The sequence below is a fragment of the Parazoarcus sp. PS-13 R2A genome (genome assembly GCF_057621855.1).
In genome coordinates, this window is record NZ_JBYEXN010000007.1 from 23,381 (window position 1) to 44,550 (window position 21,170).

Annotated in this window: 11 protein-coding genes; all 11 read left to right on the top strand. The window is 62.1% G+C overall.

Translation table 11 applies throughout. The features are described 5' to 3' along the window. The first annotated feature begins 26 nt into the window (after window positions 1-26). The 11 genes from amrB (at window position 27) to corA (ending at window position 21,094) form a co-directional block, all read left to right on the top strand. Entirely contained in the window at window positions 27-851 is an 825-nt protein-coding gene (gene amrB / locus AC22G6_RS08440) for an AmmeMemoRadiSam system protein B (RefSeq protein ID WP_487366414.1), read from the top strand. Beyond that, window positions 832-1,404, top strand: coding sequence for an AmmeMemoRadiSam system protein A (gene amrA / locus AC22G6_RS08445; protein WP_487366415.1), 573 nt, complete (start codon window positions 832-834; stop codon window positions 1,402-1,404). Before amrB ends, amrA begins: the two co-directional genes overlap by 20 nt. Beyond that, window positions 1,404-2,480 (top strand): AmmeMemoRadiSam system radical SAM enzyme, encoded by a 1,077-nt coding sequence (amrS, locus tag AC22G6_RS08450; RefSeq protein WP_487366513.1) that lies wholly within the window; start codon window positions 1,404-1,406, stop codon window positions 2,478-2,480. Before amrA ends, amrS begins: the two co-directional genes overlap by 1 nt. An 89-nt stretch (window positions 2,481-2,569) precedes the next feature. Then, window positions 2,570-3,286, top strand: a complete 717-nt coding sequence (locus AC22G6_RS08455; protein WP_487366416.1) for a dienelactone hydrolase family protein — start codon at window positions 2,570-2,572, stop codon at window positions 3,284-3,286. A gap of 149 nt (window positions 3,287-3,435) precedes the next feature. Continuing rightward, a complete protein-coding gene (locus AC22G6_RS08460; protein WP_487366417.1) occupies window positions 3,436-3,975 on the top strand; it encodes a putative metalloprotease CJM1_0395 family protein in 540 nt (179 codons plus the stop codon). Between the two features lie 94 nt (window positions 3,976-4,069). Beyond that, complete coding sequence (gene mfd / locus AC22G6_RS08465) at window positions 4,070-7,516, top strand: transcription-repair coupling factor (protein WP_487366418.1); 3,447 nt, start codon at window positions 4,070-4,072, stop codon at window positions 7,514-7,516. Further along, window positions 7,513-9,447, top strand: coding sequence for a sensor histidine kinase (locus AC22G6_RS08470; protein WP_487366419.1), 1,935 nt, complete (start codon window positions 7,513-7,515; stop codon window positions 9,445-9,447). Before mfd ends, AC22G6_RS08470 begins: the two co-directional genes overlap by 4 nt. Continuing rightward, window positions 9,444-10,133, top strand: a complete 690-nt coding sequence (locus tag AC22G6_RS08475; protein ID WP_487366420.1) for a response regulator transcription factor — start codon at window positions 9,444-9,446, stop codon at window positions 10,131-10,133. Before AC22G6_RS08470 ends, AC22G6_RS08475 begins: the two co-directional genes overlap by 4 nt. Window positions 10,134-10,347: 214 nt before the next feature. Beyond that, the gene (locus tag AC22G6_RS08480) at window positions 10,348-12,141 is read left to right on the top strand and encodes a ShlB/FhaC/HecB family hemolysin secretion/activation protein (RefSeq protein ID WP_487366421.1); all 1,794 of its coding nucleotides are present in this window, start codon (window positions 10,348-10,350) and stop codon (window positions 12,139-12,141) included. A 13-nt stretch (window positions 12,142-12,154) separates the two neighbouring features. After that, window positions 12,155-20,017, top strand: coding sequence for a two-partner secretion domain-containing protein (locus tag AC22G6_RS08485; RefSeq protein ID WP_487366422.1), 7,863 nt, complete (start codon window positions 12,155-12,157; stop codon window positions 20,015-20,017). Between the two features lie 111 nt (window positions 20,018-20,128). Further along, window positions 20,129-21,094 (top strand): magnesium/cobalt transporter CorA, encoded by a 966-nt coding sequence (gene corA / locus AC22G6_RS08490; RefSeq protein ID WP_487366423.1) that lies wholly within the window; start codon window positions 20,129-20,131, stop codon window positions 21,092-21,094. Window positions 21,095-21,170 lie beyond the last annotated feature (76 nt).

A 21,170-nucleotide genomic window follows, 5' to 3' on the forward strand; every position in this document is an offset into this window, starting at 1 on the left:
AACCAGCGCAAGGGGAAGGTCTGTTCATGGCGATTGCTTCGATACGCCCGGCTGCCGTTGCCGGTCAATTCTATCCCGCCGACGAGCGCGTTTTGCGCATGCAGTTGAGCGAGCTGCTGGCCTCGGCCGTTCCACTGGAACAGGTAGCGCCACCGAAGGCGATCATCGTTCCGCATGCGGGTTACATCTATTCGGGCCCCGTCGCCGCCGCGGCCTACGGGGCCTTGCTCCCCTTGCGCAGCCAGATCCGCCGCGTGGTCATGCTCGGCCCGACCCACCGCATGGCAGTCAACGGCTTTGCCCTGCCCGCCGCACAGTCATTCGAAACACCACTGGGCCGGGTCGCGATCGATCGCGAGGGCTGGAGTGCGCTGCAACGGCGCCCGGACCTGATCGTCGACGATCGACCCCACGCGTATGAGCACTGCCTGGAGGTGCAACTGCCGTTTCTGCAGACCGTGCTGGAGCGCTTCACCCTGCTGCCGGTGCTGGTGGGCGACGCCTCCACCGATGCCGTCGCTGCGCTCATCGAGTCGGTGTGGGGCGGACCGGAAACCCTGATCGTGATCAGTTCGGACCTGTCGCACTTCCACTCCTACCAACAGGCGCAGTGTCAGGACCGCGAAACCGTTGACCGAATCCTTGCCATGCGCAGCGGTCTGGGTCACGAACAAGCCTGTGGTGCAACGCCGGTCAACGGCCTGTTGCGGACTGCAGCACGCCACGGACTCGTGCCTCACCTGCTGGACATCCGAAACTCCGGCGATACCGCCGGCGACCGCAACCGTGTCGTCGGTTACGCCAGTATTGCCTTCTGTGACCCGGTGCCCCATGCAAGCAAACAACACTGAACAGGACGATCCCGGTCCGCGCCTTCTCGCCCGTGCGCGCCAGGCCATTGGCCACTACCTTGGCATCGCCCCCGAGCCGGCGGGCGATGCCCGGCTTGCACAGCGCGGGGCATGCTTTGTCACGCTCACCATCGATGGCGTTCTGCGCGGCTGCATTGGCAGCATCCGTCCGCAGCGCACCCTTGCTGACGACGTCGCCGCCAATGCAGTGGCGGCAGCCAGCCGTGATCCGCGCTTCCCACCGCTGACGGCAGACGAGTTTGCACAGGTACGGATCGAAGTCTCCCTGCTGTCCTCGCCGGATTTCATCGAGTTCACGGACGAAGCCGATCTCCTCCGCCAGATCACGCCGCACGAAGACGGTCTCATTCTGTTTGCCGGATGCCGCAGCGCGACTTTTCTGCCTCAGGTATGGGAGCAGCTGCCGCAGCCCGAGCATTTTCTTGCCGCCCTGAAGCAGAAAGCCGGGCTTGATCCCGAGCGGCCTGTCAATGGCATGATGGCGGCCCGCTTCAGCGTCAGAAAGTGGGAGGAAACTTCCCGGGAGGCATGATGAACCATGCGGCGCAGTACTGGCATCGGCTCGCGGACGAGCGAATCCAGTGCGATCTTTGTCCGCGATACTGCAAACTCCACGAAGATCAGCGCGGTGCCTGCTTTGTGCGCATGCGCGAAGGCGACGCCATGGTGCTCACAACCTATGGGCGAAGCTCCGGATTCTGCATCGATCCCATCGAGAAGAAGCCGCTCAACCATTTCTACCCTGGCAGCAGCGTGTTCTCCTTCGGCACAGCAGGATGCAATCTCGCCTGCAAGTTCTGTCAGAACTGGGACATCTCCAAGTCACGCGACATGGACCGCCTGATGGATGCAGCCTCGCCCGACGAGATCGCTGCGACGGCGGCGGCTCACGGGTGTACGAGCGTCGCTTTCACCTACAACGACCCGGTGATCTTTGCCGAGTATGCGATCGACGTGGCGGAGGCCTGTCATCGACGCGACATTCGAACCGTTGCGGTCACCGCCGGATACATTACCGAGCTGGCGCGCGGCGATTTCTTCTCCTGCATGGACGCGGCGAACGTCGACCTGAAGGCCTTCACCGACGATTTCTATGTGCAGTTGTGCGGCGCCCACCTTCAGCCCGTACTCAACACCCTGGTCTGGTTGCATCATGAAACCCAGGTATGGGTCGAACTGACCACCCTGCTGATTCCCGGACGCAATGACAGCGACGCGGAGATCAAGGCGATGTCGCGCTGGGTGCACGACGAAATGGGCCCCGAAGTACCACTGCACTTCACCGCTTTTCATCCCGACTTCAAACTCGACGACCTGCCCCCAACCCCGCCGCAGACGCTAACGAGGGCGCGCAAACTGGCGCTGGACGCCGGCCTGAAGCACGTCTACACCGGCAACGTGCACGACCTGGAAGGGGGGCGCACACGCTGTACGCAGTGCAACGAAGTCCTGATCGAGCGTGACTGGTACGACATCCTGGCGTACCGACTCACCGGCAAGGGCGAGTGCCCAAGCTGTCATGCGCCGCTTGCTGGCCGCTTCGGCGAATTCGTCGGCGCCTTTGGCCCGAGACGGATCAGCGTGCCGATTCATCGCGAGCCCGGCTGACACACGCCAGGCGTGGCGGTTGCGACGCCCCTCGACGCTGTGAGATGCTGTGCGAGACGCCCCGGCTTATTACTTCAGGTCGATACAAATTGAAGCTGCGAACCACCCCGATCAGCATACCGGCAGAAAGCATCTGGCTTGACGGCACGCTTTCGCACGCACCGGACGTCCGCGGCCTCGTGCTGATCCTGCAACCGGGTGCAAACCCGATCGTTCACAAGCGCCAGGCCCTGATCGCCGGCGTTGTTCAAGGCGCTGGTTTCGCCACGCTCTCGCTCGACCTTCTGACCCGCCACGAGGAACAGCACGATCCGGACGCCAGTTTCAACGTTACCCGGCTTGCAGAGCGTCTGCTCGCTGCAAACGACTGGATCGAACACCAGCCACCACTCGAAGCCCTACCCATCGGTCTGCTTGCATTCGGTACGGCGAGTGCCGCAATCGTGCGAGCGGCTGCCAAGAAACCTGATCGGTTCGGCTCACTCGCCTGCCTTGCAGGTCGTCCAGACCTCGCGGGCGCGGGCCCGTTGCGCAGCCTTCAGGCACCGACCTTGTTCGTGGTCGGACGAGAAGACCCCGGTACTGCGATACTGCGTCAGGCCTTCGACATGATCCCCGCCGACCGCGAGTGGCGGGCTGCTGACGGCGGCGAAATTGAACACCTCGCCCCCGAGGATCTGAGGCAAAGCGCCAGCCTCGTCGCGGAATGGCTGCGCAAGAAGATGCCGCCAAGGCGGGATCAGGTTCCAGACGAGTTCGAGTTCGATCTGCCCGAAGACCACGCGCTGCCACCTGAAGCGAGCTGAAGAGCACGCCGCCGCGGGGCACACGCGAGGCGACTTGGCCTGAACCCGGTCACCGGTCACGGACGCTGTCACATGACGGAGTTTGCGGCTTTTCGCGAGGTGAAACGCCGTCTAGAATCGAAGAGGTCATTCGAGCAGCGCATACGCAAATGATGACATCCGGTGTCACTTCATCGCTCACCGCCTATACACCTACGGTTCAGGGCAACGCCGCGAACCGTCGCGTCCCCGATGAAACCGCATTAAGCGAATCGGAACAGCAGGCACTGACTCAGCTCGAGGCGCGAGACAAGCAGGTCCGCGCGCACGAGCAGGCGCACGTCTCGGCCGGCGGCGAGCTGATTACCTCCGGCGCCAGTTTCACTTACCAGGTCGGCCCCGATAACAAGCGCTACGCGGTTGCGGGCGAGGTCGGCATCGACACTTCGCCCGGCAGCACGCCTGAAGAAACGCTCGAACGCGCGACAAGAATCCGCGCCGCAGCCCTCGCACCCGCCGACCCTTCCGCGCAGGACCGCCAGGTCGCAGCGCAGGCGGACCGCATGGCAATCGAAGCACGCCAGGAGATCAACGCCCAGGCCAAAGCGGACCCCGCACTCGCCGAGCGGCGCGAGACGGCGTTAAACCAGCTTGTTTCGCAGGTCAGCGCGACGCCCACGGCACGCCCCACCATCGACACTTACGCCTGAGATCACCGTCTGACGGCCCCATCGGCCGTCATGCGTGACTGGTTCGCCTATAATTGGGCGCTTTCCTGCTGCAAGAACGCCTCCGCGAAGCCCCATGCCCCGCTCAATCGACACGCTGCTCCCCACCGTCTCCGCCCTTGCATTGCCCAAGGCCGGCAAACGGATCGACCTGCCCCAACTGAGCGGGTCGGCTGACGCACTCGTGATTGCGCAGCTGGCAGGGCGCGGCCGGATGCTGGCGGTGGTGACCGCGAATCCGCTCGATGCACAGCGCCTCCAGGACGAAATCGCATGGCTTGCGCCAGGCTTGCGCCTGCATCTGCTGCCGGACTGGGAGACCCTGCCCTACGACAGTTTTTCGCCCCACCAGAACCTGATCTCCGAACGGCTGTCCACCCTGTACGCGATCACCCGCAGTGAGGCCGACGTCGTCCTGGTCCCGGCCAGCACGGCCCTCTATCGCATGGCGCCGCCAGCCTTTCTTGCGGCCTATACCTTTTTTCTTAAGCAAGGCGAGCAGCTTGACGTCGAGCAGCTGCGCATGCAGATGGCCGTCGCCGGCTATGCGCACGTCACCCAGGTCGTCAGCCCGGGCGAGTTCTCGGTACGCGGCGGACTGGTGGACCTGTACCCGATGGGTTCGCCCCTGCCTTACCGGATCGATCTCTTCGACGACGAAGTCGAGAGTATCAAGACCTTCGACCCCGACACGCAGCGCACCGTGTACCCGGTCAAGGAGATCCGCCTCTTGCCCGCGCGGGAATTTCCGCTCGATGACAAGGGCCGCAGCCGCTTCCGTGGACAGTTCCGTGAAACCTTCGAGGGCGACCCGACCCGGGCGACGATCTACAAGGACGTCTCCAACGGCATCGCGCCGGCAGGGATCGAGTATTACCTTCCGCTGTTCTTCGACGAAGTTGCCACGCTGTTCGACTACCTGCCCGCAGATACGCCGGTGCTCTTGCATCGCGACGTGCCCGGCGCGATTGCGGAGTTCTGGCGCGACACACGCTCACGCTACGATCTGCTCAAGGGAGATCGAACACGGCCGGTGATGCCACCGGAGAAACTCTTTCTCAGTGACGAAGCCTTCTTCGTCGCACTCAAGGATCACCCCCGGCTGGTCCTTGGCAGCAGCAGCGAGAGCGCCAGTACGCCGGCCGCCCTGCCCCTTCCCGACATCGCGGTGGAGCGCAAGGCGAGCGATCCGCTGCACAAGCTCAAGGCCTTCTGCGCCGCATTCGACGGTCGGGTGCTGCTGCTCGCGGACTCACCCGGACGGCGCGAAACCATGGCCGAGTACCTGGCCGAATATGGCGTCTGGCCCGAAGCCAGCGCCGATTTCGACGGCTTCGCCGTGTCCGGAGAGCCGATCGCGCTCGGCACGGCACCACTGGGTGCGGGCTTCATCCTGCCCGAAGCCAGGCTCGCGATCATTACCGAAACCGAGCTGTACGCCGCGACTGCACGCACCCGTGCCCGCCGCGACAACCGCAAGGCCGCAACGATGGAGGGCTGGCTGCGCGATCTGTCGGAACTCAAGATCGGCGATCCGGTAGTGCACGTTTCGCACGGGATTGGGCGCTATCTTGGGCTGATCCACATGAACCTCGGTGAAGGGGATACCGAGTTTCTGCATCTCGAATACAACGGTGGCGACAAGCTCTACGTACCCGTATCGCAACTTCACGTCATCACGCGTTATGCAGGCGCTGACCCGGAGAACCTCGACCTCCACCGGCTCGGTTCGGGACAATGGGAAAAGGCGAAGAAGAAGGCGGCGATGCAGGTACGCGACACCGCTGCCGAACTGCTCTCGCTCTACGCCCAGCGTGCTGCCCGCCCGGGGCACCGCTTCGACTTCAAGCAACATGATCTGGAAGCCTTCGCCGAGGCCTTCGGGTTTGAAACCACCCCCGACCAGCAGGCGGCCATCGACGCCGTGGTAACCGACATGAAGTCAGGCCGCCCGATGGATCGCCTCGTCTGTGGCGACGTCGGCTTCGGCAAGACCGAAGTCGCGCTGCGTGCCGCCTTTATCGCGGTCGCGGACGGGAAGCAGGTGGTCGTCCTGTGCCCGACCACGCTCCTGGCCGAACAGCACTACCAGACCTTCGCCGACCGCTTCGCCGACTGGCCGATCAAGATTGCCGAACTGTCGCGCTTCAAGTCGGCCAAGGAACAGACGGAAGCACTGCTTCAGCTTGGCGAGGGCAAGGTCGACATCATCATCGGTACGCACCGCCTGTTGCAGAAGGACGTGGTGTTCAAACGCCTCGGCCTGGTGATCATCGACGAAGAGCACCGCTTTGGTGTGCGTCAGAAGGAGGCCCTCAAGCAGTTGCGCAGCGAGGTCGACATCCTCACCCTCACCGCCACCCCGATTCCGCGTACGCTGGGCCTCGCGATGGAGGGGCTGCGCGAGTTCTCGGTGATCGCCACCGCGCCGCAGAAACGTCTGGCGATCAAGACCTTCGTACAGCGCTGGAGCAAGGGCATCGTGCGCGAGGCGGTGTTACGCGAGTTCAAGCGCGGCGGTCAGGTCTACTTCCTGCACAACGAAGTCGACACCATCGAGAACATGCGCAACGACCTCGCCGACCTGCTGCCCGAGGCCCGCATCGTGGTCGGGCACGGACAGCTGCCGGAGCGCGAACTCGAGCGCGTGATGCGCGACTTCACCCAGCAGCGCGCCAACCTGTTGCTGTGCACCACCATCATCGAAACCGGCATCAACATCCCGACCGCCAACACCATCATCATGAATCGGGCCGACCGCTTCGGTCTGGCCCAGCTCCACCAGCTGCGTGGCCGCGTCGGACGCAGCCACCATCAGGCCTACGCCTACCTGCTGACCGACGCCAACGCCAAGCCGTCGGCTCAGGCACAGAAACGTCTGGAAGCCATCGCGATGATGGACGAGCTGGGCTCGGGTTTCTATCTGGCGATGCACGACCTCGAGATCCGGGGCGCAGGTGAGGTACTGGGTGAACATCAGTCCGGGGAGATCCAGCAGATCGGCTTCAGTCTCTACACCGAGATGCTCAAGCATGCAGTCCGGGATCTTCAAGCCGGCAAGGAGCCCGACCTCAGCCAGCCGCTGGAAGTGGTCTCCGAGATCAACCTGCACACCCCCGCCCTGCTCCCCACCGAATATTGCCCTGACGTTCAGGAGCGCCTGACGCTATACAAGCGCCTGGCCAACTGCGAGGCCGAGGAAGAACTGCGCGATCTGCAGGAAGAGCTCATTGACCGCTTCGGCGAACTCCCGCCACAGGCCCTCGCGCTTCTCGAAACCCACCGCATGCGCCTTCTGCTCAAGCCCTGGGACGTACAGAAGCTCGACGCATCCGATGCGCAGATCAGCATCCAGTTCGGCAAGGCTGCGCCCATCGATCCGGTCAAGGTCATCTTCCTGATCCAGAAGGACCGCAGCACCAAGATGGCCGGGCCGGACAAACTTATCCGCCGCGCCAGCCTCCCCGACCTCAAACAGCGAGTGAAAGCCGTACGTGAGCTGCTGGACGCGGTGAAGGCTTGAGCCTGAACCAGTTACCATCGTTCCGGCTTTCCCTCGCGTACATCCGGACGCTGGTCTTCTGTCTTGCCCTTCTGCCAGCACTTGCGCTGGCACAGGCCGGCGAACCCGTTGCCCTGGCCGTTCTTGTCGATCCGGATGGAACGGAGACGATCGAGCGCATCAGCGCGCCAGCGCGTGCACACGAGTTTGTCGAGGTCACGAACGGGTTTTCCGCCGGTTACACGCGCAAGGTGCATTGGTTCCGTTTCACGCTCGGCGCTTCAGTGCATGACAACGCACCGATCTGGCTGGTCGCTCACCCCCCGTATCTCGACGACCTGCGACTGTTTGTCCCCGACACGACCCGTCCGAATGGTTTCGAGGTACGACGCGCAGGTGACCACCTCCAATTTTCCGCACGGGAGATTCCATACCGGGGATTCGTGTTCGCGCTCCAGCCGGATCCCGAACAGAGCCAGACCTACTACATGCGTCTCGAGACCAGCAGCTCGTCGGTGCTAAGCCTGACGAGATGGTCGCCCAAGGATTTCCAGGACTCGGCAACCCTCGAATACGGCTTGTTCGGACTGTTCTACGGCGTGATCGTAATGATCATTCTGGTCAATCTCTGGCCCAGTCTGTGGCGAACCGAGGCCGTGTTCCGCTATTACCTGATCTACCTCGGGACGACGGTGCTGAACCTCCTTGGCACAAACGGTTTCGTCGGGCAATACCTGCTCCCCGAGATGCCCTTGCTTGAAAACGCCTGGACTTCAGTCAGCACCCTGCTGCTGCTTGCGAGCGGAGCGCGCTTCTACCAACTCGTGCTTGAAGTCACGGACAAGAACCCGGCTCTCCACATCTTCTACCGCTTCATGTGGTGGTTTTCCTTGTTCGGCATCCCGCTGGCCCTCGTGGGCTACTATACGGAAGTGGTTCGCATTGCCATGGCGTTCGCCGTCGTGCTTACGCTCATCAGCCTCTGTCGAAGCCTCGCGCTTGTTCACACCCGCCGCGCTGGCGCAACCTTCGTTGCGCTGGCCTGCGCATCCGGCCTGTTCGGCAGCCTGGCCGGCGTTCTCACGCTGCTTGGCATCCTGCCGGGCAACTTCTGGCTGCGCCATGGCTTTCAGACTGGGACGCTGGGTACGGTGCTGGCCTTTCATCTTGCGTTGAGTGCGCGCTTCCGGACTCAGGAGCAAGAACACCGCAACGCACTCGACCGCGCGGCAAGAGCCGAAATCCGCGCCGAGCAGGCGCACAGCGCAAGAACCCAGCAACAGCAGTTCATGGCCATGCTGTCACATGAACTGCGCACACCGCTGGCGATGATCCAGGGCGCCGCGCATGGGCTCAAGCTCCTCGATGCCGACGCAAATCCGGAGACGTCCAAGCGTCACGGCCGAATTCAGCGCGGCATCGCGAGGATCACTGACATGCTCAACCAGTTGCTTACCAGTGACCGCGTCGACGACGAGGGGCTGGTGGCGCAATTCGAGGAGGTGAATCTGACTGAGGCCTGTCGGCAGGTGGTCAGCGGCCTCGAATCGCAGCAGCGTGTGCAGTTCAACGCCGACTTTGCCATCCGGGCGCGGGTAGACATCGCGCTTTTCCAGATCGTGGTCGGCAATCTGCTTGATAACGCACTCAAGTACTCACCAGCGGGGAGTCCGGTCGCCTTGTCCGTCGTCGAATCGGAAAACGCCGTGCATGTTCGCGTCAACGACCACGGAAAGGGCATTCCGGAAGAATTGGTGCAAAGCCTGTTCCTCCGATATATTCGAGGCTCCTCCCAAGGAGATATTCCGGGCACCGGCCTCGGGCTCTACATCGTGCGCAGGATTGCACGTCTCCACGGCGGCGAGGTTTGCCTTGAACGCAATGCACATGGTAGCTGCTGTTTTAGGGTGACATTTCCGCGCCAACCGGTTGCCGACTCTCCAAACCCATGAATATCGTCATCGTCGAAGACAACAACGACCTGCTGGACGATCTCTTGTTCGGGCTTGAGCATGCCGGTTTCAACGCACGCGGGGTGACCAGTGCAACGGCGCTGGACGACTTGGTCGGTGGAGGCGCGTTTATTCCGGATTTATTGATTCTGGATATCGGCCTGCCAGGTGAGGACGGTCATTCCATTGCCTACCGAATGCGCGCAGACCAGGCGGCACTGGGAATCATCATGCTCACCGCACGCAGCGATACGCGTGAAAAGCTGAAAGCACTCGATGGCGGTGCCGATCACTATCTGGTCAAACCGGTGAGCATCGATGAACTGGTTGCAGTCATACGAGCACTCGGACGTCGCATTCCCGCCGCGGACCAGCCAAGCGAGCAATGGCAGTTGAATTGTCGCCAATACGGTGTCGCAGCACCCTCTGGCGAACAAATGGACCTGACGGCCCTCGAAATGACGCTGATGCGTGCATTGGCCGCGCAGCAAGGCGGGCCTGTAAGCCGCCGTTCGATCGTTTCCGCAATGGGGCACGAATGGCTGGACTACGACCAACGCCGACTCGACACACTGATCAGTCGCCTGCGCCGCCGTTGGCGGGAGAAGACAGGTTTTCGACTGCCACTCGAAACCGAACGGGGAGAAGGCTATCGGTTCAGCGCGCCAGTCGTGTTGATCGCCTGAAATGCGCCCGGTTGCCCGGCGGCCGAAGTGCGAAATTCTCATTAGCACTGACTAATTCAATAGTAGTAATGCCGAGCAACCCGTCGTTTTTTTGCAAACGACCGTGAGTTTTTACCGTTTTCTGGCGTCTTGCCTGGCAATTGTCAGGAAATGTAAGTTTCAGCAATCCGATAGCACCTAGCATCCGGGGCAGCTAGAAGCCACCGGACTGCCAATGACTCGCCTCGCCGCCGTAACCGCACTGAAGAAATGGGTAACGCCCCAACTCCTCCATGGTTTCAACCGCAGCCTGCCCGTGCTGGTTGCGCTCGCTCTGACCCTCACTCTGATCCCTCAGGCACGTGCTCAAGCCCCGGCTCAGCCTGATCGGGACGCAGCCGCCCGTCAGGCTGAGATCCTGCAGCGTCAGGACGAACTCAGACGACGTCAGGAGCTTGAGCGCCAGATTCCGCCTGATCGCAGTGGTGGCGGCATCGATACGCGCGGGCTGATGCCGCCGGTGGACGCCTCGGGCGCAGGCCTTACTTGCCGGGAGATCAAAAAGATCTCCATCTCGGGCGCACCCAATCTGAGCTCCTCGACGAGGGAACGGATCGAGTCAGAGTTCTCCGGTCGTTGTCTCGGCGTTTCTGAGATCGAGCAAATCCTTGCGCTCATCACTCAGGACTACATATTCCGTGGCTTTGTCACCACACGCGCCTATCTGCCGCAGCAGGACCTCAGCACCGGTCAACTCGAGATCCTCGTCATCGAAGGCGTCATCGAGAAGATTCTGCTTGAGGATGGCGCAGAGGGCAGCGTGCGCGTGTCAAACGCCTTCCCCGTCTCGGCTGGGGAGTTGCTGAACCTGCGCGACATTGAGCAGGGCATGGAGCAGATTAACCGCCTTGCGTCCAACAACGCGGTCATGGACATCCGTCCGGGAGACGCACCTGGCGGCAGTGTCGTCGCTGTCCGCAATGAACCGTCCACACCGTTTCACGCCTCGCTGTCGTACGACAACCAGGGCTCGAAGTCCACGGGTGACGAACAATACGGCGTCAGCCTTAGCGCCGACCGCCTGTTCGGGCTGAACGAGTTTCTGCTGTACTCCCACCGTCAGTCCGCGCCTCACGATGAAGATCGCAAGCTGTCGGAGAGCAACAGCCTGACCTTCGTTCTGCCGCTTGGATACTCGACCTTCACCTTCACCAAGAGCGAATCGCGCTACGTCAGCATGGTCAATGCCCCGAGCGGGCTCGACCTGCAAACGAGTGGTACCAGCGAGAGCGATATCTGGCGTCTGGATCGGACAGTGTTTCGTGATCAGACGAGCCGAGTCGGCCTCGCAGGCACCCTCACCATGAAGTCGTCGAAGAACTACCTCGAAGGACTCCTGCTCGGAGTCAGCAGCAGGCGTCTTTCCATCTTCGATCTCGATACCACGCTCACGACCGGTTTTCTGGGTGGTTCGCTGACGCTTGAACTCGGTTACGCCAGAGGCCTCGATTTTGCGGGCGCGCTCAAGGATGGTCCGAATCTCCCGCGCGAAGCGCCGCGTGCGCAGTTCGAGAAGTACAAGTACGGCTACTACTTCAGTCGCCCTTTCCAGGTCGGCGAGCTTGATCTTGCATTTACCAGCCAGCTGACCGGACAGATCGCAAAAGACACCCTCTACGGCTCGGAGCAGTTGCTGATCGGTGGCATCTACACCGTGCGTGGCTTCGTTGACAACACGCTGTCGGGTGATCACGGCTACTACGTGCGCAATGAGCTCTCACTGCGCCGCACGTTCAGCGTGAACGGCACGGCAATGCCGATGCGCTTCTACATGGCGCTTGACCAAGGCGAGGTCAGCAACCGGGTTGCTGGCATTCCGCAGGGCCTTCTGCAAGGCGGCGCCGTCGGGGTGACGCTGTCCATCAAGGGCGGGAGCCTGGATGTCTTCACCGCCTACCCGATCGACATGCCTGATTTCATGACGGCCGAAGAGCCCCAGACCTGGGTTCGCCTCAGCTACTCGCTATAAGAGAAAAATTGCCATGAACGGACACGCCACCATGAACCGCGCCTTTCGCCTGATCTGGAGCGCCGCCAGAGGCGCTTATGTCGTTGCCCCGGAAAGCGCCAAGGGACACGCAAAGAGCAGTTGCTCCCCCTCCAGCCGCGCAATGCTGGTCGCGGCCATCGGCTCGGGCCTGTTTGGCGTGTCGTCCTGTGCCTTCGCACAGGTTAACGCAGCCACTACCGTGGTGCCGACCGGTGGAAACACGAACGCCTATATCGCGCCCAACGGCGTCCCGGTCGTCAATATCAACACCGCGAACGCGGCCGGACTGTCCCACAACACGTACACCCGTTACGACGTCGAGTCAGTTGGCCTTGTGCTCAACAACGGCAATACGTCCGAGATCGCACGCCAGTCGCAACTCGCGGGCCAGGTCATGGCCAACGTGAACCTCGCGGCCGAAGCCCGCGTCATCCTCAACGAAGTGGTGTCGACCCGGCGCAGCACGCTCGCCGGCTTCACCGAAGTCCTCGGCGGGAAGGCCGACGTGATCGTCGCCAACCCCAACGGGATTACCTGTTCGGGTTGTGGCTTCATCAATACCGACCGCGCCACGCTCACCACCGGCATGCCCGGCTTCAATGCTGACGGCAGTCTTTCCCATTTCACCGTGACCCGCGGCGATATCCTGATCAACGGTGCCGGGCTCAATGCGAGCGCACAGCAGACGCTGGACCTCGTAACCCGTTCGATCAGGATCGACAGTCAGATCAACACCGCTGCCGACGGCTCGATCGGGGTCACGACCGGCACCAACAAGTGGAGCTACGCAAGCCGTTCAGTCACGGGAACAGCAACCGGAGAAGGCGCCGCACCCGAATACGCGATCGACTCCAGCGCTCTGGGCGGCATGTACGCCGGCCGCATCCGGCTGATCGCGACCGAGGCTGGCGTAGGTGTGCGCATGCTCGGCGAAGCCGCAGCGACGGTTGACGATTTCACCCTGACCAGTGCCGGAAAGATCGAGGTTCAGTCGACGATCAGCGCGGCCCGCGACAACCGCATTGCGTCCTCCGCAGCGAGCGGAACCGACGATGTGCTGCTCAACGGCAGCGGCGCGAAGCTCTCGGCGGCCAACGACCTCGCCATCACCGCAACGGCCGGACAGGTCCGTCTGGCAGAAGGCGAGCTGTTCGCATCCAGCGACCTGAGTGTCGATGCTGCAACAATGAGCGACGCCTCCACAGGCAAGGTGCGCTTTGCCGGCAAGGATTCGAGCATCAACCTCAGTGGTGCAGCGAGCGCAAACGGATCGGTCTGGGGCGCGGGTGGCGATCTCGAGATCACCGCCGCAGACATTCAGACCAGCAACGGCGCCCGGCTTTACAGCGGCGCCAATAGTGCAGCGACAAGCCGCAGTCTGAGCATCCAGGCTACGAGCGGCGATATCGACCTCGCCGATACCGAAGTCCTGAGCACCGATGATGTGACATTGGCCGCGAGCAACGGTGAGGTTGCACTTTCAGCCAGCACTGACGTTCAGGTTGCCGACGCGCTCTCGGTCACTGCGATTGTCGTCGACAATCGTGGCGATGTCGCGGCCGGTGGTGATATCGAGGTCATTGCCCAGGGTGGCGGTTTCATTAACAGCGGTCGTGTTGAGGCAGGCGGCGAGCTTGGCGTGGGCGACGCTACCCGCGCCACCGACCTGTTCAACCAGTCAGGCGGCGAACTGCTTGCCAAGACCCTTTCGGTGAACGCAGACACCGTTGAAAACAGTGGTACGGTACAGGCGGTCGATCGCAGCACGGTCGATGCCACACGCTTCATCAATAGCGCCGGCTCGAGCTTCATCGCATCAACAACCTCGGCCGTTTACGGCGCTGGTGACTTCAACATCGGTAGCACTTTCGACAACCAGGGACTGGTCCAGTCCGCTGGCGCGCTCGACATCCAGGCGGGCACCACACTCACCAACAGTGGTCAGATTCTGGCGCTCCGGACCGGGAATGGAGGCAGTAACGGGACACTCGACCTCGAAGCGCGGACCATCGACAACAGCGGCACCATCGACGGAGGCGGCCTGCTGAACGCAACGGCAACGGCCACCACCGGAACGAGCTTTGCCAACAGTGGCGCATTGCAGGCGGGCGGTGCGATGCGCCTCGATGTCGGTAACGCGTTTCAACAACTTGCGGCAGGCAGGATCATCGCTGACAGCACCCTCAATGTCAGCTCCGCAAGAACCAGCTTCCTGCTCACCAACGCCGGACGTCTCCAGTCCGCTGCGCTGCTGACAATCGGCGGCGTCGGCCATCTGGTCAACCTGAACAACCTCGCCGGTGGCAACGTCCTTAGCCAGGCTTCACTTGCCCTCACCGCGGGCACCATCAGCAACGCAGGGACGATCCAGGCCGCCACCGGCAGCACGGTGAATGCGACGAGCTTCACCAACAGTGGCAGCGCGTCGCGCCTCATTGTTTCAACGGCAGCCAATGCAGACGGCAGCCTTGCGGTCAGCGGCGCAATCGACAACCAGGGCACGATCCAGTCCGCAGGCGGCCTGACCGTGGTGGCCACGGCAGCGATCGCCAACAGCGGCACAGTCAAGACGACTGGACTGAACGACACCCTTGCCCTGCAGGGCAACACCCTGAACAACACCGGGTTCATCGACAGCGCAGATCTCGCCACGCTCACCGCAACCCGGACGGTAGGAGATGTGCTGACCAACAGTGGTCAGGTTCGCAGTACCGACACCCTGACGATCGTCAGTGGGGATGGCGTGTCGAACGTGGCGGGTGGCACCATGATCGGCGACGGCGCGGTCGACCTGACCGCCCTTGTCCTTACCAATGCAGGTCGCATTCAGTCCGGCACAGCCATGACGCTGGGTCGTGGCAGCCGTGTCGAAACGCTCGACAATTCGGCCTCAGGCGTCCTTTTCGCCGGCTCGACGATGAACATCGTCGCCGGATGGATCTCAAACCAGGGCAAGATCTATGGGAGCAGTGGCACGACGCTCACCGCATCATCCCTGACCAACGGCAGTGCCAGCAACAGCAGCGCCCTGCTGTTTGGTGCGATGAACTCCGGTGCCAGCCAGATGACTGTCAGTGGCAGCGTCAGCAACTATGGCGCCATTCATTCGAACGACGATCTTGCAATCACGGCGGCAGGCGTGACGAACCGCAGCACCGGCGGGATGTCGTCTCTCTCTACCTTGAGCGTGCTTGCTACGGGCGGCAGCGATATCGACAACTACGGCGCCTTCTATGCGGGTAATCAGCTCACCCTGCGGGCGACAAGCGGAGATCTGAACAACTACACAAGCACCGGCACGTTCGACTCCGGTGGGGACATGACGCTCATCGCAGGCGGCACCTTCACCAACAACAGCATGATCAACGCGAGCCGCGATATCGCTATCTCGGCAACGACCTTCCGTAACGAAATCCCGGGGGGAGTGCCTTCTCGCCAATGGTCATCAACGAGTTGGGGCAGTACGAAAGACGATGGCTACTGGTGTAACGGTGCGTGCCCACCACCCGGTGACGAGCGGTGGTACTACAAACGCACAGGCACGCGGTACCAGTACTTTACGTCCGCCATCCCGAATACGAAGCCGCAGATCATCGCGGGCCGCGACATGAGCATCTCCGGGTTCAGCGCTGCGTTCAACTCAGGGGCGGTCCTCGCGGCCAGCGCGGGCACGATGACCATCAGCGGTTCGGGCAGCTTCACCAACGACGATCTCTCGCTGCAAAGCCAGCAGATTACGGAGTATTGGCACACCTACAAGGACTGGGCCCTCACGGGCAGTGACTGGTATTACAACCAGGGCTACAGCAGTACGACTGCGACCGCGACCTCCTATTCGTACGGCGCCGGGATCTTTGCGGGCTCGCTCATTGCGACAGGGTTCTCCCTTCACAACCAGAGCTCACCCTGGAATGCCAGCCCTTCGAGCATCGGGGCCGGTACCACTGCACAAAGTGGTGCCACAGGCGTCGGCTCGGTCTCCGGAACCTCGGCGACCGGCAGCTCTGCTGTCGTGGCGGGCTCGACGGTGCCCCTTGGCGGCGTCAGCATCGTCCTGCCAACCAACCCCAATGGCTACTTTGTGGTCTCGAAGAACCCGGGCTCGGCTTACCTGATTGAAACCAATCCCCTGTTCGCCGTTGGCTCCAACTTCGTTGGTTCCGACTACCTGCAGAACCGCTATGGCTACAATCCCGACAACGTCCTGAAGCGCCTTGGTGATTCAAACTACGAAGCCTATCTGATTCGTCAGCAACTGATTGCTGAGACCGGCAGCAACGTACTCAAGGGCTACGGCGACGAAGCGGGTCAAATGCAGCGATTGATGGACCAGGCCCTTGATCAGGGCAAGAGTCTGGGCCTGGTGTACGGAAAGCCGCTGACTGCCGCGCAGATTTCCGGGCTTTCCCAGGATATTGTCTGGATGGTGGAAGTCGAGGTTGCCGGGCAGAAAGTGCTCGCGCCTCAGGTCTATCTCGCCCAGAGCACGCGTGACATGATTACGGGTGGAGCGGTGATTGCGACCGACGAGGCCACCCTTAACCTCACAACCCTGACCAACACCGGCGGCACGATATCGGGCGAGAAGAGCCTGAGCATCACCACCAAGGGCGACATTTCCAACGTGAGCGGGACGATCAGCGGCGGCGATGTCAGCCTCAGGTCGACCGAGGGCAACATCACCAATGAAACCCTTACGTCGGGAAGCGGAAACGAAGAAAACTATATAACGACCATCGGCAAGACTGGCGGAATTCAGGCCACGGGTTCGCTGGACCTCGACGCTGCCAAAGACATCAAGGTCACTGGCGCTAACGTGACTGCCGGTGGTGACGCTTCGCTGACGGCCGGTGGTGATATCACCTTCGACACCATCGTCGACAAGACCACCACGACGACGCGCGAATCTTTGTACCTTGGTCCTGCACACAACTCGTCCACGACCACCACCACCACCGCCGAAACCAACATCGGCTCGAACCTTCAGACTGGCGGCAACCTCAAGCTCAACAGTGGCGGCGACACTACGATTGCGGGTTCCAACGCCAACGTCGGCGGCGACCTTGATATCGACACCGGAGGTGATTTCAATGTCATCTCCCGTCAGGACAAGCTCACCACCAAGAGCGTAACCGAGACATCCGGCGTCGGCGTCGGTGGAGGCGTCTGGGGCACCGAAAAGACCACGACGGACAGCTTCAAAGGCACCAACGCGGGTTCGACGCTGAATGTCGGCGGCAATGCCGACATCGAAGCGAAGAACGAGATGACCATTCAGGGATCGGATGTCGCGATCGGCGGTGATGCGAACATAACCGCGACCAAGGGCATCAATATTCTCGACGGACTGGACGAGGAACGCACGACCACGGTTACCGAAACCACGACCTTCCTCAAGACTGGCAGTTCGGGTGAGAGCGATTCGGGCAGCAAGTCGGCATCTGCATCGGAAAGCGCGTCCGGACGTGCCAGCGCCGACGCAAGCGCCAATGCCAACGCGGAAGCGTCCGGCTCAGCCGATCTCAAGTTTGCGGAAACCACGGTCAGTACGACAAATGCGGGCTCCAACACCAGCGTTGCTTCCAGCCTGACGGTCGGTGGAAACCTCAATGCAAGCACCAAGGGCACACTCAGGGTGCAGGGATCGAACGTCGAGTCGGGCGGGGACATGAACCTCGAAGCCGAGAACGTCGAAGTTCTCGCCGGGCGCAACGAGACCTGGAGTAACACGGAGACAACCCGGACGTCGGTGGGCATCTACAACGACGGCGAGTCTTCGGCAGGTGCCAACGCAGAAGCCCAGGCAAGAGCCGGCACAACCGGAACCAACGCCAGCGCGGGTGCGGACGCATCGGCCGGGGCCAGCGGTACGACGACGATTGGCGCGCGCACTGAGAACGAGAGTACAACCGAATATACGTTGAGGAACACGGGCTCGACACTCAAGTCAGGCGGCAGCATGAACATCACCGCTGGGCAGGATGCGACCTTCGTCGGTGCCGAAGTCGAATCCGGCGGTGACATGAACATCGAGGCGACGAACATCGTCAATCGGGCAGCACAGGATATCGACGAACGCACTTCCTCGAAGACGACGCAGACTGCGGGCGTGTATGTCGGCGCGGATGCGAAGGCCGAGGCAAACGCAGGCACCGAGGCCAATCCAACACGGCTGAGCAACAGCGCGGCAGGCACGGCAGAAGCCGGCGCCGGCGCGGAAGCAAACGCGAGCACCGGCCTGCGCTACAACAGGGAAGAGGAGTCCAGTGCCGAGGGCTCTGTCACCCAGGTCACTTCGAGCTTCAAGTCAGGTGGCAACATCACCCGGACCGCGAAGGACACCATCGTCGATCAGGGGACGCAGATCGAAGCGGCCGGAAACATTGATCAAACCGCGCGCGAGATCCGCGAGATCGCGGCCGAGGACAGCAGCTACTCCAGTTCGAGCAGTTCCAGTCACGATGCCCGGATCGGCGTCGGTGCGGGAGCATCGGCGGAGGCCGGAGCCAGTGCGAACTCCAAGGGTGAATCCGAAACAGAATCTGGCGCAGGCGCTGGCGCAGGTTTCCGTGCCAGCTATACCGGCGCTTCTGAAGGCGAGAGTGAAGCCAGCACGACCGCCGTCACCACGCGCTACAAATCTGGCGGCAGCATCACGTCCACGTCGGAAGAGAAGACGACCCTGATCGGAACGCAGTTCGAATCCGGCGGTGACATCAACCTCGAAGCGGGCTCGCTGGATTACCAGGCAGCGAAGGACACCACGACCAGCAGCAGCTCGTCGCAGGACATCTCCGCCGAACTCAAGGTGGACGTGGTCGGCAAGGCGGGCGGCAGTCTCGATGCCGAATACGGCATGGGGAACGAGGGCGAGAAGACGAGCACCGCACGTGCAGGTGGCATGGCAGCGGGTGGCAGCATCAACATCAAGACCACGGGCGACGCGAGCTTCGAGGGGACACAGCTGGAAGCCGGCGATGCTGTCGGCATCGATGCAGGGGGCAATGTCGACTTCAAGGCCGCACGCGACACGACCGAATCGTCGAGCCAGGCCGCAAACGCCAGTCTTTCCCTGAGTTCCGAAAAGGGTGGCGACAAGGCAATGGGTCTGGGCGGTGGCTATGAACAGGAGAACGGCAACAGCAGCACAGCGCAAGTCGGGTCGATCAAGGCTGGCAGCGGTGGCATCAGCATCTCGGCAGGCAAGGACGCCAACTTCGAAGGTACGGCGCTCAGCGCTGAAGGCGACACGGGCATCGCCGCCGGAGGCGACGTCAATCTGCGTGCAGCCAGGAACACCGAAACCACGACGTCCTTTGGCGTTCAGGCCGAAATCGGGGCGACCTCGGGTAGCGAAGGCAAGGAGAAAACCGGCGCCGTTGGCGGCAACGTCGGCTACGCAGACAAGGTAGAGTCGACCGCCACGTCGATCGGCTCGGGCGGTACGGTGACGATCAAGGGCAACAACGTCATCAACCAGGAGGCCGACATCAAGGCAGAGGGCGGCACGCAGATCATCGGCAATGAAATAAAGCAGCAGGCCGAGAATCGCGATATCGCCGTCGGTATCGAGGCAGGTTACGAGACGTCGAGCGAGTCAAAGACACCGGAAAAGAAGACCGGCTCGAAGACGACAGACGACATCCCTGACAGCGGAACCCGGACAGCCGTCGATGACACGCCGCGAAGCAAAACGACTGACGACCTTCCCGCTGCGTCGACCGACACCGGACAGTCGGCTGAGGACAAGGCCGCCGAACGGCGGGCGACGATCGACCAGCTCAAGGCCGACAAGCTGAAGCTGGACAAGGCCATGGAGTCCAAAGCGGCACCAGCGGAAGCACCCGCGAAGTAAGCATGAGGTGCGGCGGATGTGACACTGCGCCCGCCGCACCACAGCCGCTGCCCCGCTGCCCGAATCGCAAAGCGGGTTAGACTTGCATGAGCTCAACTGCGCCATGATCTCATGCTCATAAACTGCACTGCCTACCAGCACGGCCGCAAGCTGGCCGATCTCCCGATCAGCGAAATCTCCTCCTACCTTCACAAGCAGGACTGCTTCGTCTGGGTGGCGCTCAAGGATGCAACCCCTGAAGAGATGGCGCAGATGAAGGCGGCTTTCGGGCTGCATGAGCTCGCAGTGGAAGACGCCAATCACGGTCGCCAGCGCCCCAAGGTCGAGGAGTACGACGACGAGGTGTTCGCAGTCATGCACCTGGTCGAAGAGCAGGAAGGAAAGCTCGCCGTCGGTGAAGTGCATACCTTCGTCGGGCGCAACTACATCCTTTCGGTCCGCAACCGCAGCCAGCAGAACTTCCTCGGCGTCCGCGCGCGCTGCGAACGTGAACCGAAGATGCTGGTGAAGGGGCCGGGCTATGTGCTGTATGCGCTGATGGATGCGGTGGTCGACCGCTACTTTCCGCTCATCGAAAAGCTCGAAACCGATCTCGAAGCGATGGAGGAGCGGATTTTCACCAAGGGCGCTGCGCCCACCAACATCCGGCGTCTGTACCGGCTCAAGCGCAAGGTCACCCTGCTCAAGCACGCCGTCACGCCCTTGATGGAAGCGGCCGGAAAGCTGCACAGCGGCCGTGTCCCCGAGGTGTGCAGCAACAGCCGCCACTACTTCCGCGACGTGTATGACCACCTTACGCGCCTCAACGCATCGCTCGACAGCATTCGCGACACCATTGGCACGGCCATCCAGGTGAACCTGTCGATGGTCACCATCGATCAGACCGAGGTCAGCAAGCGTCTTGCGGCCTGGGCCGGTATCTTCGCCGTGGCAACTGCACTCGCCGGCATCTGGGGGATGAACTTCAGCCACATGCCCGAACTTCAGTGGGAATACGGCTACCCCGCCGCACTGATCGCGATCGTGCTGGCGTCGGCTGTTCTGTACTGGCAATTCAAGCGGGCAAAGTGGTTGTAGGAGCCTTGAAGCCCGGTCTTGCGAGCCAAGTCCGGGCGCGATGTGCCCGGGACGGTTAGAATGCGGGGCCCTGCCC